Source organism: Cohnella endophytica (assembly GCF_003628305.1).
GTDB lineage: Bacteria > Bacillota > Bacilli > Paenibacillales > Paenibacillaceae > Cohnella > Cohnella endophytica.
Genome location: NZ_RBZM01000005.1, coordinates 229447 through 247973, shown reverse-complemented (window position 1 = coordinate 247973; position 18527 = coordinate 229447). Strand labels below are relative to the sequence as shown.

12 protein-coding genes are annotated in these 18527 nt (G+C 48.1%); all 12 read right to left on the bottom strand.

Annotated features, from left to right (window positions below; genetic code table 11):
* Positions 1 to 110: 110 nt before the first annotated feature.
* The 12 genes from D7Z26_RS11430 to D7Z26_RS11375 all read right to left on the bottom strand — a co-directional run bounded on the left by D7Z26_RS11430 (position 111) and on the right by D7Z26_RS11375 (position 18524).
* Positions 111 to 6929, bottom strand: a complete 6819-nt coding sequence (locus D7Z26_RS11430) for a bacterial Ig-like domain-containing protein (RefSeq protein WP_120976971.1) — start codon at positions 6927 to 6929, stop codon at positions 111 to 113.
* A 23-nt stretch (positions 6930 to 6952) separates the two neighbouring features.
* A complete protein-coding gene (locus D7Z26_RS11425) occupies positions 6953 to 7630 on the bottom strand; it encodes a phosphorylase family protein (protein WP_267900997.1) in 678 nt (225 codons plus the stop codon).
* Positions 7627 to 8766 (bottom strand): HupE/UreJ family protein, encoded by a 1140-nt coding sequence (locus tag D7Z26_RS11420; protein WP_120976967.1) that lies wholly within the window; start codon positions 8764 to 8766, stop codon positions 7627 to 7629. The genes D7Z26_RS11425 and D7Z26_RS11420 overlap by 4 nt, the downstream gene beginning before the upstream one ends.
* Before the next feature lie 62 nt (positions 8767 to 8828).
* A complete protein-coding gene (locus tag D7Z26_RS11415) occupies positions 8829 to 9998 on the bottom strand; it encodes a WG repeat-containing protein (protein WP_120976965.1) in 1170 nt (389 codons plus the stop codon).
* 699 nt (positions 9999 to 10697) lie between these two features.
* The gene (locus D7Z26_RS11410; protein ID WP_120976963.1) at positions 10698 to 11198 is read right to left on the bottom strand and encodes a DUF2062 domain-containing protein; all 501 of its coding nucleotides are present in this window, start codon (positions 11196 to 11198) and stop codon (positions 10698 to 10700) included.
* Between the two features lie 41 nt (positions 11199 to 11239).
* On the bottom strand, positions 11240 to 12199 hold the full coding sequence (locus D7Z26_RS11405) for a 4-hydroxy-3-methylbut-2-enyl diphosphate reductase (protein ID WP_120976961.1): 960 nt from the start codon (positions 12197 to 12199) through the stop codon (positions 11240 to 11242).
* Positions 12200 to 12374: 175 nt separating this feature from the next.
* Positions 12375 to 13883, bottom strand: a complete 1509-nt coding sequence (locus D7Z26_RS11400) for a sensor histidine kinase (RefSeq protein ID WP_120976959.1) — start codon at positions 13881 to 13883, stop codon at positions 12375 to 12377.
* A 1-nt stretch (position 13884) separates the two neighbouring features.
* On the bottom strand, positions 13885 to 14571 hold the full coding sequence (locus D7Z26_RS11395) for a response regulator transcription factor (RefSeq protein WP_120976957.1): 687 nt from the start codon (positions 14569 to 14571) through the stop codon (positions 13885 to 13887).
* Between the two features lie 86 nt (positions 14572 to 14657).
* Positions 14658 to 16148, bottom strand: a complete 1491-nt coding sequence (locus D7Z26_RS11390; RefSeq protein WP_120976955.1) for a S1C family serine protease — start codon at positions 16146 to 16148, stop codon at positions 14658 to 14660.
* A gap of 173 nt (positions 16149 to 16321) precedes the next feature.
* Positions 16322 to 16735, bottom strand: coding sequence for a YugN family protein (locus tag D7Z26_RS11385; protein WP_120976953.1), 414 nt, complete (start codon positions 16733 to 16735; stop codon positions 16322 to 16324).
* 51 nt (positions 16736 to 16786) lie between these two features.
* Positions 16787 to 17461, bottom strand: coding sequence for a response regulator (locus tag D7Z26_RS11380; RefSeq protein ID WP_120976951.1), 675 nt, complete (start codon positions 17459 to 17461; stop codon positions 16787 to 16789).
* A 46-nt stretch (positions 17462 to 17507) separates the two neighbouring features.
* Positions 17508 to 18524, bottom strand: a complete 1017-nt coding sequence (locus D7Z26_RS11375; protein WP_120976949.1) for a HAMP domain-containing sensor histidine kinase — start codon at positions 18522 to 18524, stop codon at positions 17508 to 17510.
* Positions 18525 to 18527: the final 3 nt, after the last annotated feature.

Here is an 18527-nt window from a genome sequence, read left to right as displayed (position 1 = left end):
TTCGGTACGAACATGCCCGCCGAGCGGCCGTTGATCAGCTTAATTGCCGAGAAAGCAATACCCAGGCGTTGTAATCCGCCTGGGTATGCGTGGTAATCCGATAGTATTGCTTATTGTCCGAGAATATTAGAAAGCATGCGGACAATTACCGCTACGGACTCAGAGCGGGTTGCAAACCCGTTCGGTTCGAATTGACCGTTACCCACTCCGTTTACGATACCTGCCGTAGCGAAGGCATTTACCGCATCCGAGTACCACGAAGTCGATACATCGGTAAAGAGCGAAGATTTCGGCGTAACGAATTTCGTCAAACGGGAAAGCATCGATACCATCTCGGCGCGGGAAATATTTTGATCCGGATGGAACGTGCCATCAGGATAACCCTTTACTACCCCTGCACTTACAAGCGCGTTGATAGAGTCTTTTGCCCACGAGTTTTGCGTATCCGAGAAGGACGTTGAGCTCGTAGCAGACAAACCGAAGGCTCTAGCGAGGAGGGTAGCGAACTCAGCGCGCGTGACACGCTGATTCGGATGGAACGAACCATCCGTATAGCCACTAACAATACCCAGCTGCGTAGCGCGATTAATGACATCCGTGCTCCAGGAAGTTGCAGGTACGTCCGAGAATGATTTTACAGGGAGCGTTAAAGAGTTGCTCCAATTTGTCAGCAAGGAATCCGATTTCACCGTATCCAAAAGAACTGGACGAAGTGCCGTAGGAATAGTCGGAAGTTGCGGTTCCACAGGCGGTGTTACCACTGGTGGAGTAACCACTGGTGGAGTCACGACTGGCGGTGTTACCACAGTGCCACCATCCGAAGAAACGATCGTGACATTGAAAGTCGCTGTCTTGCCCCCAAATGTAACGGTAACGGTTTTAGTTCCTGCAGTTCCGCTATCAAATCCGCTGATATTGGACGATGTGATTTCAACAGGAGCGCTCGTTCCGTTATTGTAAGTTCCTGTGACAACCAATCCTGCAAGATCCAAGCTTTCTCCAACATTAAATTGCGTTTTTGTAGGTGGAGTTTCCACTGCTATGCTTGTTAACGAGATGTTCAAGATCGTGACATCGAAAGTCGCTGTCTTGCCCCCGACTGTAACGGTAACGGTGTTAGTTCCGGCAGTTCCGCTATCAAATCCGCTGATATTGGACGATGTGATTGTTAGAGTAGCACTCGATTCGTCATCGTACGTTCCCGTGACAACCAATCCTGTAAGAACCAAACTTTCTCCAATATAATATTGCGTTTTTGTAGGTAGAGTTCCCACTGTTATGCCTGTTAACGAGATGTTCAAGATCGTGACATCGAAAGTCGCTGTCTTGCCCCCGACTGTAACGGTAACGGTTTTAGTTCCGGCAGTTCCGTTATCAAATCCGCTGATATTGGACGATGTGATTGTTAGAGTATCACTCGATTCGTCATCGTACGTTCCCGTGACAACCAATCCTGCAAGATCCAAACTTTCTCCAACTTTATATTGCGTTTTTGTAGGTGGAGTTTCCACTGCTATGCTTATTAACGAGACGTTCGTGATCGTGACATTGAAAGTCGTTGTCTTGCCCCCAACTGTAATGGTAACGGTTTTAGTTCCTGCAGTTCCGCTATCAAATCCGCTGATATTGGACGATGTGATTGCAACAGGAGCGCTCGTTCCGTTATTGTACGTTCCTTTGACAACCAATCCTGCAAGATCCAAGCTTTCTCCAATTTTATATTGCGTTTTTGTAGGTTGAGCTGTCACGGCTATGCTTGTTAACGGGATGTTCGCGATCTCGGAACGGTCTCTGACTCGGATTCTCGGGTGCATGTCCGAATCGCTGAAAACCTCCCCGATCGAAGCCAGGCCGACGACGGATACTCTCGCTCCGTCCGTAATGAACGGAAGAGTCGTTCCGCTCGTGATATATCCGTTAATGAATACAGTCGCAGGGCCTGTACCGTCATCGATCGTAAATTGGTCGATGATTCCATTCGGCTCTTTGATGACATTCGACACGACGCCCTCTGTTCTCACCAAAAGTCCGGTATTGTCGGATAACATGGATGCCGCTGTCGTGAGATTAGTAGGAGCGAGCTTATTGATAGTTGAATTAAGAACAGTGAATTTTTTGTTGGTGACGTTCAACTGTACTTCGCCTTGATAATGCGAGATCGTACCTGCAAACCTTGCTTTTTGTCCTTCCAGTATGCCTGAGGCAACCGGGAATAGATTGATACCGCCCGTTGCGTCCTGCGCATAAATAGAGTCGAAGAAACCTTTGTTTGTAGTTGGACCTGCGACTTGAGTATTTACCTCACTCGTCGTAGTTGCTTCAATTATGACATCCGTTCCATCCGGCAAGTTCTTGGCGTCGGCAATGCTTGTGACTTTAATCGGATTGACCAATTTATAAAGATTATCCATTAAATTGTAATTGACATACGGCAACGTCGCTGCATTTTCTAAAGTTACCTGTATTTCGAAGTTACTCATAAATGATCCGCCGGCAACAACGACAAGAGAAGTTGTACCATTCGAATGCGTGACAGTTTCAGATGCCGCCAGCAGTTTTTCTTCGGGGTTTGTTGCTACCTTGCTGTTTGGATTTACATATTTAGGTATATAAAGCCCTTGAGAATTGCTTATTCCCTTGTCCGTTTTATACGTTGTGGTTCCTATAAGGACCGATACGTAGGGAAAAGTAGGATGTTCCGGCGTCGTCCCATATCCAAAGTTGTCATTGTCGTTTTCAGACGAATAAGTGGTTGGGAAGCCAAAAACAAGCGGGCTGACCGTTGCCGGCAGCGTTGAGGTTCTCTCGCCGGTCGTTGGATCTACTGCGTAAATTGTTGAGCCTGAGTATTGGCTGTAGGTCTGTCCTTCAACGACGCCATCCAGCAACGGATTAGCCATATTGAACTCAGTCGGATACAAACGATAGGCTTGACCTCCGTTTTTAACTTCGTCCAACACCTCATCGTCTCCTGCGCGCAGCGTGGATCCGATGGCTGCCAGGACGTCATTCTGCAGCTCGGCCATATGTTTCTTTGGTGAAGTCGGATCCGCGTTTGAGGCTTCTCCGAAGTCTGCGATACTTCCGAATACAAGCGTATTACCGTTTTCCGAGAATGCTTTCAACGCCGCGATTTCCGCTACCGTATAGTTTGTCGGAATAGGCCATGGAGCTACGTTTTTTCTAGTAGGAGCATTCAAAATGATCATTTTGTATTTAGGATTGTTGGTAGCGGCGATTAATTCCGACGGCGTGTTCAACTGTACAACCCTCACGCTGTTTGTCCCCGCGAGAGTCATCATATTGGCCATGGAATTCGGATAGCTTCCTCCGCTGACATACTCATTGCCGTGTGCTGCGTCAAGCCCGACATACAATACGGAGTTAATATCTACAACCTTCATTGTGCTGGTCGTCGTATAAGTTTTATCGTCACCGTTCACCGTAATTACGGCACTGATCGTGACGGTTTTGGTTCCAGGAGTCGTCGGTGTATAGCTAAATACATGCGAAGCGACACCGAAGGATGCGATGCTTGTGCCAAGAGTAACCGTTTTGTTGGCAGCAGTATCTCCGTCTACGGTATATGAAATAGACTTAAGTGTGACGGGTGCACTTTCATTATTGAAGAAGTCTGTTGTTAAATTTAACGCCTCAGTTGTAACAGGCATGACCGAGCTGTTGCTTACCGAGGTGATTCCGACCTTCGGTGATGAACCAAGCCAAATCGGTGCGGTGACGGCTACAAAGCCTTGATTGTCCGTGATGATCGCGAAGTAATAACCGGCAGAAGGCGCCGTCATCGAATAAGTGTAATTAACGTTACTGGTTCCGACAGGGTAAGTCTGCTTATTTACAATTTTCCCTCCGGCGCTTATCAACTGGACGGATGCGATATTACTGTTCTCTGTGCCAGGCTTTTTATTGGTTGCTGTTACCGTAATGTTTGCGTTAGCAGGGGGAGAATTCAAAATAGCGCCCATGCTGTAGGTGTTCGTCCCGTCATTCAGATGATAGGTGACATCCAAATCCCTATTTTCCGTCGACCATACTGAACGATCTCTCAACGCCTGATAAATTCCACTCAGTGTAAAATCGTTCGTGTAAACGACCGTCGCAGCGGTATTGGATGTTCCCCAGCCCTTTTTATGATTATCGCCGTTGTTTGTCGGGGCTACATGCCAGCCTTTATCTAAAGCCAAAATAAACTGGTCGACAGACCGGAAGTATCCGCCGGAGCCGATGGCGCCTTCGCCATTGCCTGCTTCAACAAGAGAAACTTTATTGTCAATCGCATTGTCAAAATAACCAAAATTTGCAAAGTTGCCGAATGTAGCTCCGGGATGATTTAACTGTGTAATGGAGCCCGGCGTACCCTTAAGCATTTGATAATAGGCTTGAAGGCCACCATCATTTACTTTGTTATTTAAAGTAGCGTTGTTGCGGCTGACAAAACCAGTTGTGTTAAACGTATTTATGTGTCCCGGGCCGCCGGACCATGTCATCTCATAACCGTAATCGGTCACGAAATTAGGAGTGGCTGCGTCTGTCGCCGCCTTTTTGCCGTTAGTCCAAGCGACGTTGGCTGCGTTGTAATTGTTAATATTGGGATCCAAAGCGACATTGTAAGATGCAGTATCGAAAGAGTTGGAGTGGTCTGTTACGATAAAGAAATCAAATTTGCCCTGGTCTCTCGCATAAATGTACGCCTCATCCAAGGTTCCTTGACCGTCAGAGTTCAACGTATGCGCATGAAGTGATCCGTAATAGTTCTTTTCCCCGCCGACAGCTTTCTTGGCCGTATAAGCGAAGTTTGAAAGATCGCTGTCCAAATAATTGGCAAGGGTTGCCTTAGCAGCTATTCTTACCGGGAAGAAAGTGGGATCCAATGTGATAGGTGCTGTGTAGGTTTGATCGGCTGTACCCACCAGAGTCCCGTCTGTGGAAGTAAAAGAGTTTCTATAGATAGAATAAATAATCGTTGAACCCGGCGTAGCCGATGATAAAGTAATTGGAGTTGTGGTAGAAATTGCACCGCTTCCTGGGCTTGCGATTACATCAGCGGTCTTGCTTTGCGTATAAATAAAAGTTTGAGCCGCCGTTGTATACGAGCCGTCTGAAGCCGTTGCCGTAATCGTCGCCTTTCCGCTTTGGAATGCGTCGACTGTAATATCAACAGAATTTCCAGTAGTTGTTACAGGAGAACCTCCATTTAAGGTATACGTTATTGTCGCTCCTGTTGTTACTGTGGCAAGTGTCACCTTGGAATTAAGCGGCACTGCTGTTCCGGTAGGTTTACTAGTGGTCAAGAATTCAACGGTCGGTGCTGCAGCAGCGACGATATCGGCAGTGTTTGTGGAAAGCAGATGTGGTCCGTTGAAAGGAGCAGCGCTGTTATAATTCGCAATGGCTTTTGTAATGTTGACATAACTTCCTGCTGTACTCGCAGTACCATTGCTGCGCAAGGTTTTCGTCACGCCTGCTTGGCTTACGGTGTGATTATATAAGGTTCCCGTAATGGTTCCAGCGATAGTATCCAGTTTGACCGTATCGAAAGAGACCAGCATTCCCTCATAGGTTCTGTCCGCAAGCTGACTGAACATAATTTTGATCGGAGTTGGAAGAGTTGGATTGCTCTTACGTACAACGACATTCGCTACCGCATCGTCCGGAACAATCTCCATCAAGCCGTTATACGACGATGTTTTCCCATAGACATAGATTTCTTTGCCCACATAGGAGGAGAAGTTTGCGCCGGATTTATAGATAACGATACCGCTGCCGACATTCATCCCGTCCTGAATGTACAAGGTCGTATTCCCGTTCAAGTACGTGCCGATGCCTTTGACCCAGACATATTGCCCATCAGCAAGCGTTTTGGCATTTGCATTCGATGAGATGGTCTGTTGATTAAAGGATAATGTAACGGCATCGGACGGCAGAAGCCCCGGCGACTTCGCTACAGCCTTAACGACAAACGGGTTTGTTCCTGTAAAGCCGCCTTCGGAAAGAGCTGTGAAAGGCGCCGTGTATAATTTGGTGGAGCCGCCCGCTGTTGTCGCCGGAGCCGTACCGTCTGTTGTGTAGAAAATTTGCGCGGTCGCATCTGTATTGGACAAAGTGATCGGTGTCACATCCAATATGGCGCCAGCTGTATCTGGTGTTGCGGTTACCGCAGGCGTAGTCAACGCCGGATCCTTGGTTCCGTAGAGTTGAATGTTGTTGATATTGCTAGTACCGGTTAAAGCTATTGTGCCACCGTTTTGGGAAACTTCAGATCTTTGAATGATACGGATAAATAACTTATCTTGATTGGCTGCCCCTGCCGGCAAAACCATACCAAATTGCTCAAGAGCTGTGCTCTCGATTTTAACGGAATAGTTTTTGTTTGTCGTGCTGTTGGTTCCAACAATTGTCCCAAATTCGTTCCAGACTGTTCCGTCCGTGCTCCACTCTGTATTAAAATCACGAGGACCAGTACTGGAAGAACGTGCGCCAAAATTAAAAATCAGATCCTTAAATCCGGCGGTGGACGTCTTGATATACCAATATCCTATATCCGTCTGCCCCTTGAAACCTACGGTAGATTCTGCGTAATTGATGGATGAAGAACCATAGGTAAATCCTGAAGTTTTTTGAGTATTACTAATAAATAATTGCAAAGTTGATTGGGAAGAATCCGGTGCTGTCATGAAATAACCGCTTGTTGCTCCAAATGTTCCATTCGCAGAAGTTACTTGTCCTGCAGTGGTGTAGCTCCAAGTCGCAACATCCGTTTTCCCGACAGTAGTTTGCGGCGGATTTTCAACGGATTTGTTGACGTCGATTGCAGCGGATACGGTTGCCGCCGGTAATATCGGCAAAATGCTGCTGAGTACTAATGAAAACGACATGACAATACTAATCAGTGATTTCTTAAATGATCTCATGTCCTCGCTCCTTGTTGAATGATTTATTGTAAAATATTCGCATGAAATGAAAGGATCCGAAGAGCCAGCTGGATAGCGATTTGACCTCCCCTTTGTCTCGCTGCCTCCTCGATGGTTTCATTTGTGCTCATATTTTCACAAACAGTAAGTATGGATAGAGCCTCTAAACCATTAGCGGTTTCGTTCAACTTATAAATGGGAGCTGTCGTAAAATCCAAAACCTTAGAGTCTTGGCTTATCCTATATTTTTTATCAATTAAATAATGATCGTCAGTGGTAGTTACACAGTTTTGCACTTGTATATTCGTTTCTCTTAGAATCGCTTCTGTATTTTGAAGCATTTTTCCTGAGGCATCATAGCATTTTCCATTTTCATAGGCTTTATTTATTAATACTATCGAACCAATCGGCAAGCCTGGATCGTTGGTAATGCAATCCCCAAAATAAACAACACGCTTTATTTGATTTTTCAAACAAAGCTCGGTTAAATAAGCCATTGTTGATGTTTTACCGATACCAGCAGATAAAACAATGATGGGGACATTATTAAATGTTCCTGTTAGACCCACTTGCCCTCTTGTTTCCGTGAAAATCTCTACATGGTCCAAGTAGTGAGCCGCAATCATTTTCACTCTGTAGGGATCGTCGGTAAGGAAACAAAGGTCTGGTAGAATAAATTGAAATCTATCCAGTAATTTCATATCCGTTCGACAAGCCATAGTCCGCCTAGTATAAGGGCCACCGCGGAACACGCAACAACCACGTGTCTCGAGTGCTTCCAGCGATAAAGAAGAGCTAACGCGGGCAACACCATGGCAACGATGGTCACCTGAACGGTTTCAATCCCGACATTAAAACTGATCAGATTCACCGCCAATTCGCTCTTCGGAATGTTCATTTCCTTCAAGATGTCCGCAAAACCCATCCCATGGATCAGCCCGAAGAAAAAGGTCAAAACCCACCGGTAGCTGACTTTCTTGCGAATCAAATTGTCCAAAGCGACATAACAAATGCTCAGCGCAATAAGCGGCTCCACAATACGAGAGGAGATATCGATCACACCAGTGACGGTCAAGGCCAAGGTAATACTATGCGCAATCGTGAACGCTGTGATCGTCCCCGAGTACTGCTTGAACGTTTGCCTTGCGATGAGCAGGGAGAATAAGAACAAAAGGTGGTCGTATCCCGATAAAATATGATTCATCCCCAGCACGAAAAAAGACAGCCAGCCGTCCGTCACTCTTGATGAAGCTGCCTCCTCGGGCTGTTGCTGCTGAGGTGACTCATCGCCTGACTGCAAACCGGAAAAATCATTTTCCGTCATTTGCAGCGACCAGGTCCGGTTGCTGCCCGCGAGTGCCGCTGTACTTTTCTGGGCTCCATAATAAATCGACAGCAGGTTTACGTAATTGCTCTTTGTGTCATTCATATACAATTTATCGGTCAGCTGGATAGACTGGGTTGCCGTTACCGCCGGGAAGGAGGCTTGCAGAACCGCCTTTTTGCGGTGCATACTGAAACTCTCAATTTGGGTCCACTCCGCGCTTTCTCCGTTTATTTTCAAAACGACGCTGCTCTGCAGAATCGCTAGCATCTTCTGACTCACTGCAGCGAATTCCTCTGAATCGAGCGTTCCGTCATCGTTTGTATCGCCCCCCACAAGCTCTATGACCGATAAGTCATCGAGTGCATAAATAAACTCCGTCTTCGATTTATAAAATTCCAAAGTCGAGAAGGTCGCGCTGTAGCCATGAGCATCTGCTCGATGCTCAAATGACAGAAGTACTAGCAGCGCCATAAAAATTGACAGAAAGAAACGCCCTCGCCAAACCGCCATGTTTGCCCTCCTTTTCTGTTTCTGCTTCTAGTTCTGCAGAAATCGGTAGTAATACTGTCCAGCTATTTACGAGGGTCCCAGATATATTTCCCGGTTCTATCGATATATCCAATCCTGTCATCGGACAAGCTTACTTTTGCAATTCCATTTCTAAATTCTCCGGCTATATTGCGTTTTAAATAATTATCCTCGACTTTCGTAACAACCGGATCAATACTAAGTTTCCCTTCCTTATTCATATACCCGCCAGCCCCATCAGCAATAGGAACTAATCCTTCTGAAATCAGTGTCTCTTCATAGTTATCATTTAAAGTCGGGCCAATTTTATATGCTCCGGATTGATCTATATATCCTATTGAATATTCGTTGATGCTGTCGCCCACGCATACCTTTGCAAGCCCTTCTGAAAAACGATATGCCCTTGCATATTTAGGTTCTATCTTCATATTGCCCTTTGTATCAATATATCCGTACTCAACAGTGGACCGTTCCTTATTCTCCACTCCTACGGCTGCTAAACCTTCCGAGAAGCTTTTGCCGGAAATATATTTACTCGCGTCAATTATTACTCTTCCTGTCTTGTCGATATACTCGTAATAATTCTTATCGTTCTTTACCAAAGCTAAGCCATCTGAAAAGCTATAAGCTTCATTATATTGATATGGAATGATAATTTTCCCATAACGATCAATATACCCATACTTTTCAGTTGGCTCATCTTGCACTAATATCATACCTTCACTTTGCGTCTGCAAACCTCTTCCGTTGAACAGCATAGAAGCGATATTCATATCAAGAGGTAATGTGTGTAGAACTTTCCCTGTTCTATCCAGGATGTAGTAAGTAAGATCATACGTCATTTCATCTACTATAACCGCACCGGCCACATCTTCATTAAACGCGGTTATAGATGAATATTCCGGCTTTACTACCATTTTTCCGGCATTATCGATGGCGCCATATTTTACACTATCATCTTCCTTTGAATCATTGCTGCCATCTGGACTATCTTTTATTTGAACGATGCCGATACCATCATGAAAATCATCGGCCCATGCATAAGTCGGTTCTACGACGATCTTCCCTTTTTTATTTATGTAGCCCCATTTTCCATCGACTTGTATAGGGTATAACATTGCTTTTGCGTCGCTCTTCTTGTTTGCAATGATTATCGTCGCTAAAATAATGAAAATGATGAATAAAGCCCCTATGATGATTACTCTTTTTTTCATTTATCTGTTGTCCTTTCCTAATCAACACGCCTCTTTACATACAAAACATTATGATGCTAACGTATTTTGCGATGAAATAATAGAAATGTTAAAAAATATGAAAAAAATATGAAACTCATTCAGCGATGCTGCGTAATAATCATTAAGCGTGCTGAATTAGCACAGCTCTTTTGTGAATGGGAAAAAACCCAAACACAAAAAAAACTCCCGAGCCGTTATCCATGCGCCCGCCAAAGCCAATGGATAACGGCCTTACTATTTTCCTGACCATTCTTCCTTCTTACCATCATCATGAAAAGTTGTGCCAAAGTCTCATTCAACCTTCTAACGCCCTTGAATTCCTCCTTAGAAAACTTTCCATTTTTTCAACACTTAATTGAACAAATGTAAAAAACATAAATAGCAAATGTAATAACTACCTACAATATAACGGACAAGGATTGCCTTGTAAACTAAAACTATTTCATTTTAGAAATGCGCTACACACACAAATGAAAACGCTTTATTAACACTCGCTTTACAGTGCGCTTACGAATCATGCGATTAGAGACCTTGACGACTATTTCTAACGTTATTTTTTACAATTCGTAACATTGAATTGTGAAATAATGACAACTCCCCCATCAGTTACTCTCTAAAATTTAATATTCCGATCATAAAATAAAAAAAAGCCGCGAGGCTTCCGCCACCGCGACTTTTTTATTCTCCCAAACGTATAGAATCTAGTTTCGCCCGATTCGCTTTCCGCTTCTCTTTGCGTTTGGCTTTAAAAGCGTTCAAGCTATACCGAATCGGGAAGTAACAGAGTAAACCGAGAATGATCCCATCGACGATTCCGCCAACGATGAGCTTCAAATTCGTTAACAGCAAATGATTAACCCACTCCGGAAATATAGGGAATTGAATCGAAAGATGCTTCGGTAGAATCCAGCCTCCGACTTTGGAGTTGGGGTACATCATCGGGATGTAGATGACCTTGCCGAAGACGAAACCGATTAATGCCGCAGGCAAGTTGCCTCTAAGCAGGTAACACAAAGGAAAGATAAGGACGAAAGCGAACCCCAATGTCGGCAAGGTAAACATCTCGATGGCGAGACCGATCGCAAAACCCATCGCGACGATGGAAGCTCCGCCCTTAGCCCGGATCAACATCATATATTTGTACTTCAGCCAACGGCGTAACTTTTGAAGACGTTGCATGGGTTGCTCCTTCCTTGGAATGAAACCGCGAATCTTTTGTGCTAGGAGTTACCCTCGGCCGCTTTGATTTTTACGTTCGGTAACAGTTTATTCGGATTCACCGTACGTTGGATCGGCCAAGTGTCCGGATTGTTCGAATCGAATTGCTCCAAATAGGCGATAACTTCCTTCGTAAGCGCGGTAGGCGTCGACGCCCCGGAAGTTACGGCGACACGTTCGAGTCCCATAAGCCATTCCTGCTCGATCTCGGATACGTCCGCTACCCGGTAAGCGGGCACTCCCGCGATTTCCTGGGATACTTGAGCCAAGCGGTTAGAGTTGTTGCTCCGGGGATCCCCTACGACGATGCAGAGTTGTGCCTCACCGGCTTGTTCGGCTACCGCTTCCTGCCTAACTTGCGTAGCTAGGCATATTTCGTTGTGAATTTCCGCTGTCGGGAAGGCGGCAAGCAGCAGCGCCATTAAATGTTTGATGTCCCACTGGGACATCGTTGTTTGGTTCGTAATGATAATACGTAAAGTATCCAATTTCAGTTTCAAAATATCTTCTTCACGTTCAATCAGATGAACATGACCCGGCGCGATCCCGATCGCGCCTTCCGGTTCGGGGTGGTTTTTTTTCCCGATATAGATGACCTCGTAGCCTTCGCTTACCTTCTCCCGAATGAGATCGTGCGTCTTCGTTACGTCCGGGCAGGTAGCATCAACGACGGTCAATCCTTTCTCCTTAGCTCTTCTCCGAACTTCCGGGGATACTCCGTGCGCCGTGAAAATAACGGTGCCTTGTTCGATTTTCTCCAGAATTTCCATCCGATCGCTACCGTCCAACGTAATGATGCCCTCATCCTTGAACGCTTCGGTCACGTGGCTATTATGAACGATCATTCCCAATATATAGATCGGCCGAGGGAGATTTAGGTTGCGGGCAGTCTGCAAAGCGAGCACCATCGCATCCACTACTCCATAGCAGTAGCCCCTCGGGGATATTTTTACGACTTCCATCTCTAACGCCTGCTTTCTCGCCCGTATTCCGATCGATATATCGAGAGTGCCGGGCGTTTCATCTCTTTTGTCTATTATAGCTTATTACATGTACCGATAAAAGGAGACCGGCAAGCAAAAGACGGCAAGATCGTCCCGTTGCGCAGGACGTCTTGCCGCCTTCAAGCCTATCCCTCTATGCAAGTTCTTTTTTCGCTATTATCGGCAGCCACAACGTGAACACGGTGCCTTCTCCAAGGCGTGTCATCACCTCGAACTTGCCGTGATGAAGATCGGCGATCCATTTCGCTATGGATAGCCCCAGTCCGGTACCCGACGTTTCTCCCCGGGACACATCGACGCGATAAAAACGTTCGAAGATATGCGGGACTTCTTCCGCTCCGATTCCGATTCCGGTATCGGCGACCGATAAACCCACGGAATTGCCCGATTTCGTGGCGTACAGCCTTACGCTGCCCGCAGGAGTGTATTTAAAGCCGTTCTCGATCAGTATAAAGAGCAGTTGCAACAAATAATCGCGATTCCCCCACACTTCAACGTCTTCAAGAGCGTCGATCGGCCCGACATGCCATTCCGCTTTGCGGGGCAGGAACGCCGCGCGACGAGCCGCTTCTTCCGCCAAAGCTTTCAAGGGCACGCTCTCCATCTCGACGGAGTATCCCGCATCGGCTCTAGCCAGCGCAAGGAGATCGTTAACCAAGCCGCTCATCCTACGAGCTTCGTCCGCGATATCCCGGATCGATTCCAGGGACATTTCGCGTTTCTCTTCTTCCGACAACACGTGTTTACCTTCACGGACGTCTTCCGTTTCCTCTATTCCATCGCCGAAGCGTTCGTCCGCCTGCCAAATTTTCTCCAACAAATCCACGTTGCCCCTAATCGTTGTAAGAGGGGTCCTAAGCTCATGGGACGCATCCGACACGAACCGGCGTTGAGCCGTGTTAGAGTCTTCCAATGTCTTGTAGGCGCATTCCAGCCCCGTCAGCATTCCGTTCAGCGTATCGGTCAACCTGCCGATCTCGTCGTTCGCCTTCTCGCGTGGAATGCGAATTCCAAGCTCCAAGCCGCTCTGAATGCGCTCGGCCGCTTGAGTCACTCGGTTGATCGGTTGCAAAGCTTTGCGAGAGAGGAACATGCCTAACAGGAAGGCGGCGATGACGCCGGCGACTCCGGAGAACCATATGATTGTCCGCAGTCTTGAAAGCAAGAGCATCTCTGAACGGGAAAAGACACCGGTCTGAAGCAGAGCGACGACATTATCTTGATATTTGTACGCAGTTTCCATGATCAAGAATGGCGCTCCCTCCACCTCGACGTTGACGAAACGGGAATTGTAATGGATCTCGTCTTGCCTGGAGTGGGGGAACGTAAGCTCGTCGCGTTGCGGGCTTGGCCGCATGTTGTTCGATTTCGTGCTAACCGTACCTTGAACAGAACCCATATAATTAACGACTTGGATATAAATATTGCTGAATGTAATGCCTCTCGGAGGGACTAGGCTGACCTGCAGCTCGTTGTCGCGCGTCAATCCCATTTCGGTCGCTCTGGATACCTGCTTCAGTTGATCCTTTAATTCGCCCATCGTGTTCCGTTGTACGATACCGTAAATGATAATTCCGAATGCGATCAGCGCGACCGCAAGCAATCCCGAATACCACAGCGTCAATCTCAGCCGGATGGACATCTCAGCTGTCTCCCTTCAGCACGTAGCCGGCGCCTCTCACGGTTTGGATCAACCGTTTCTCGCCGCTCTCCTCCAGCTTCTGCCTAAGCATCGCGACGTAGACCTCGAGCACGTTGGACTCCCCGCTATAATCGTAACCCCATATCCGTTCCATGATCAGATCCCTGGACAGGACTCGTTTCGGATTTTGCATGAACAGGTGCAGTAAGTCGAATTCCTTGGCCGTTAATTCGATCCGACGGTCGCCTCGCAGCGTCTCGCGTCCATCTACGTCGAGCAGCAGATCGTCATATCGGAAATAGCCGATATCGTCGGTCTTGTCGGAACGTCTACGCAACAGCGCGCGCACGCGCGCCATCAATTCCTCTAAGGCGAAAGGCTTCACCAAATAATCGTCCGCGCCCATATCCAAGCCTTTAACTCTGTCCGTTACTTCATCCTTGGCCGTAAGCATGAGAACCGGCGACGTAATTCCCGCTTCGCGCAGCCGCCGGCATACTTCCCAGCCGTCCATCCTCGGCATCATCACGTCCAAGATCACGAGATCGACCTGCCTCTGGCTGAGCAACTTCAGTCCTTCCGCGCCGTCGGGCGCGGTCGTAATCTCAAACCCCTCGAACGCCAAGCTGCGCCGAAGCAGTGCCGTAATTTTCTCATCGTCGTCAATGACCGCGATATGGGGTCTCATAGGGCTCGTCCTCCTCTTACAACGAAGAGCGGGATAACCAATTCGTTCGGTTTCCCGCTCCACTGCGCTTCTCTATTCGGTATCTTTTATTGCTTGTTGGTATATTCGTTTTTGTCGCCGATTTCGACGGTGACTTCGATCTTCTTACCGCTGCGGATGACGTCGAGCGTCACTTTATCGCCAACCTTGCTCTTCTGAATCTCGGCGATTAAGGTATCAGTGGTCGCGTAATCTTTGCCATTCATACCCGTAATGACATCATATTGACGCAAGTCGCCCTTGTAAGCCGGAGTATTGAACATAATCTCCGTAACGAACGCGCCTTTCGTATTCTCGTCGATCTCCAGACGCTGCGCGATATCTTTAGTTAGATTCGTCAGGGTAGCGCCGATGAACGGAGAAGGCTTAACCGGTATTTTGGTATTATTCTTCAAGTTCTCGAGAACGGACTGGATCGTGCTCGTCGGGATCGCGAAACCGATTCCTTGCGCTTGGGAGCTAACGGCGGTGTTAATCCCGATTACCTCGCCTTGCAAGTTCAGGAGCGGTCCGCCGGAGTTCCCCGGATTGATCGAAGCGTCCGTCTGCAGCAAATGCTCGTAATTGCGGGTGCCGCTCGTATCGTCGATTTTGATCTTACGCTCGTTGGAGCTCAGAACGCCTACGGTAACCGTATGCTCGAAGCCGTACGGATTCCCGATCGCGACTACCCAGTCTCCCATGTTCAGATTACTGGAATCGCCCAATTTCAAGGTGGGGAAGTCGGTGCCTTCGATTTTCAAAACCGCTAGATCGAGATCAAAGCTGGAACCGAGCAATTTGGCCGTGTAAGGCTTATCGTGACCCTCAAGCGTAACTTTGATCTCGCTCGCCCCGTTAATAACATGTTGGTTCGTCAAGATATAACCGGTGGAGTCGAAAATAAAGCCCGATCCCATGCCGCTTGGCTGTAATTCACCTTGTGTTCCACCGTTGCCGCTATTCCCGCCATTATTGCCGCTACCGTTATCCCCGAAAAATTGGCGGAAGAAATCGTCGTCCCAAAGGCTACTTCCGCCTTGTTGTTGCGCCGCGTAAGTCTCGATCTTCACGACCGCCGGAGAGGATTGCTCGAAGATCTTAGCGATGTTATTAGGCCGGACGACATCTCCCGCGTTGCTTACCGTGCTGCTCGCCGGTTTGACGGCTGCGTCCTGGACGATCGAACTTCCGCCGAACGTAGTGTTGCTGAACCAATTCCCCTTATCGGACGCATACATTAATCCGCCGACGACGATGACCCCTGCCATGAAAGCCGCGAAAATTGCCCGGAACGACGAACGACGCGGAGGCTTAGCCCCCCAATCATTACGCGCCGGTCCTCCCGAAACGGTGAACGGACGATATTCTTTCGTTGCGGACGGCGTTACGTCTACGGTTCTAGACGGCTCAGGTCCGTAAGACGGCTGAGTAGGCCCGTATGGACCGAATGTATAAGGCTCGGATTCCCTGCGCACATCCGCGTACGGGTCGTCCCTCTTCTCCTGATCGTATGTGAAGCCCTGCAGTTCTTCCGGTTTTTTGTCGTGATCTTCCATATATTATGCCTCCTTGCGCCGCACTAGGCTAGCGCCGTTCTTCATTTCATATTTGTATCCTAAACCAGTTTCCTTAAAACTATCTTAAACGGAAATGAAGACGAAGTAAAAGCGCCCACAAAAACGTACTTCCTATGCAATCATGAAGAAACGGCACTTGCGTGCCGCTTCGGTTATGCCGGATATAGGGCTTCCACTTCGTTTAGCTTTCGCTTGGCTTGCTCGATCCATCGCGATTCGATCTCGTCGTCGGGATCTACGGGGGAGGAGAATTGATCCATGAAGGCCCCGAGAGCACGAGGTTGTGCTTCGTGATCCTCCCCTTCGTTGTATAAATGCTTTAACACATAGGGTTCGCCGAATTGAATCTGCGTATCGCTTCGCGGGGCTTCGCTATCTAGATTGCCTACCGTCACCTCGAACGGGAGCCGCAACCAAACCTTATTCGCATCGTCGAGCGCGCAGTCGAATGAGCCGTGATCGTAGTCCCAATTTCCGCCGAGCGTAAAACCGTGCCCCTGTAGCGCGTCCTTAGATTCCAAATAGTCGGTTACTTGCGTGGTCAACGTGGAAGAGAGGTTATGCATATCGGGGAAACCCCCTTTTTTTTCTTACTAGAATATCCCTTCGCGCGACATTTATCCTTCTTTGGCCCAACCTTTTCGATGCGCAAATATGGCAAGCTGAGTGCGATCTTCCAATTCGCATTTCATCAATAAATTGCTAACGTGCGTCTTGACCGTTTTAATGCTGATATGCAGTTCGTCGCCGATATCTTTATTTGTCCTGCCTTCCGCAATCAATAACAGCACTTCGCGCTCCCGCTCGGTCAACCCTTCCACGTCGGGGCTCGCGGACCGCTTGCGCAGCCCTCTAGTTAACGCTTGGGATACATCGCCGCTCATGACCGGCATATTCTTGACCGCCCCTTGCATCGCATAGATCAATTCTTCTGCCGAGACGGTTTTGAGCACATAGCTGACGGCTCCCGCTTCGATCGCCACTACGACTTTTTCGTCTTCGAGGAAGCTCGTCAAGATGATGATCCGAAAACCGGGGTAATGTTCAAGTAATGCCCGCGTAGCCTCGACGCCGTTCATTCCCGGCATCATCAGATCCATGAGCACGATCTGCGGCAAATCTCCACCGTAGCCTCCGTTTCTTAAAGTCTCGATCGCATCTAAGCCACTGCTCGCTTCTCCGATGACTTCAAACCGGGAATCCAGAGATAAATACGTTCGCAATCCCATTCGAACCATTTCGTGATCGTCAACGATAAGTACCTTCCATGGGGCAACCGACAGTTCCGACATCCGTATCCGCTCCTTGTTTCTAATGAGGTCGACTCCTGGTCGGCCTTTATTCGCCGAATTTAGGGAACCATACGCGCACACGCGTACCGGCACCCGGTTTCGTGACGATTTCAGCTTCGCCTCCAAGCTTCTGCGCCCGTTCGCGCATCGTGAACAACCCATATGCACCTTCGCGTACCTGCTCTCCCCTGAAGCCTGTACCGTTATCTTCTATAGATAAGGAAATTTGCTTGTCCGTTTCACCTAACATAAGACGGACGGTTTTGGCCTCCGCATGTTTGACTACGTTGGCCATCGCTTCTTGGATAACGAGGAATAGTTGATGTTCCTTCGCCTCGGATAACCGTCCACGTAATTGGATCTCCAACGTTCCCTGTAATCCGTTTTGCCTGCAGTAATCCGGAAACCAACGGTTTAAGGCTTCTTCCAACGTTTTTCCTTGCAGCTCCATCGGCCTTAACTGAGCGATCAATCCGCGCATCTGACGTTGCGCCGTGGAAGACATTCCGATGAGCTGCTCCATCACCTTCTCCGCATGCTCCCGATCCCGTTCCAGCAGCTTCGGTAACGAAGACGCGGACATGTGAAGCGCGAACAGCTGCTGACTCACGGAATCGTGAAGGTCTCGCGCCAGCCGCTTTCTCTCTTCCAGCACGGCAGCCTCATGCGAAGTCGCTTCCTCCATGACGTCTTTTTCTCCAAGCTGTTGAAGCAGCTTAAGACGCGATTCCAACTGTCCGAGCATCTCATTAAACTCTCGATTCACGCCCGCGAACGCGTCTCCTTCGACGACCGGCAGCCTTGAATCCCAATTCCCCGCCGAAGCCTGCTTCATCGCGAGAAGCATTTGCTCCAGCTTTCGCTGGGTGCGTTGCCCGACCCAATAAGTCAATCCGATTTGTCCTAGGACGATGACGAACGTCCACCCGAACCAAGTTTCCAACCGCGGGGGATTATACATCAAGCCGACCCAACCGTAATAGACGACGGTTAACAAAATCAGCGTCATGAGACCGGAATGGATGGCCGCCTCCCACTTGCTCGTTCGGACTCGCTTGATCATCCC

What these genes read in the sequence shown, in the direction of transcription:
- D7Z26_RS11430 (WP_120976971.1), bottom strand. Translation starts at nt 6,929, where the DNA reads ATGAGATCATTTAAGAAATCACTGATTAGTATTGTCATGTCGTTTTCA.
- D7Z26_RS11425 (WP_267900997.1), bottom strand. Translation starts at nt 7,630, where the DNA reads ATGAAATTACTGGATAGATTTCAATTTATTCTACCAGACCTTTGTTTC.
- D7Z26_RS11420 (WP_120976967.1), bottom strand. Translation starts at nt 8,766, where the DNA reads ATGGCGGTTTGGCGAGGGCGTTTCTTTCTGTCAATTTTTATGGCGCTG.
- D7Z26_RS11415 (WP_120976965.1), bottom strand. Translation starts at nt 9,998, where the DNA reads ATGAAAAAAAGAGTAATCATCATAGGGGCTTTATTCATCATTTTCATT.
- D7Z26_RS11410 (WP_120976963.1), bottom strand. Translation starts at nt 11,198, where the DNA reads ATGCAACGTCTTCAAAAGTTACGCCGTTGGCTGAAGTACAAATATATG.
- D7Z26_RS11405 (WP_120976961.1), bottom strand. Translation starts at nt 12,199, where the DNA reads ATGGAAGTCGTAAAAATATCCCCGAGGGGCTACTGCTATGGAGTAGTG.
- D7Z26_RS11400 (WP_120976959.1), bottom strand. Translation starts at nt 13,883, where the DNA reads ATGTCCATCCGGCTGAGATTGACGCTGTGGTATTCGGGATTGCTTGCG.
- D7Z26_RS11395 (WP_120976957.1), bottom strand. Translation starts at nt 14,571, where the DNA reads ATGAGACCCCATATCGCGGTCATTGACGACGATGAGAAAATTACGGCA.
- D7Z26_RS11390 (WP_120976955.1), bottom strand. Translation starts at nt 16,148, where the DNA reads ATGGAAGATCACGACAAAAAACCGGAAGAACTGCAGGGCTTCACATAC.
- D7Z26_RS11385 (WP_120976953.1), bottom strand. Translation starts at nt 16,735, where the DNA reads ATGCATAACCTCTCTTCCACGTTGACCACGCAAGTAACCGACTATTTG.
- D7Z26_RS11380 (WP_120976951.1), bottom strand. Translation starts at nt 17,461, where the DNA reads ATGTCGGAACTGTCGGTTGCCCCATGGAAGGTACTTATCGTTGACGAT.
- D7Z26_RS11375 (WP_120976949.1), bottom strand. Translation starts at nt 18,524, where the DNA reads ATGATCAAGCGAGTCCGAACGAGCAAGTGGGAGGCGGCCATCCATTCC.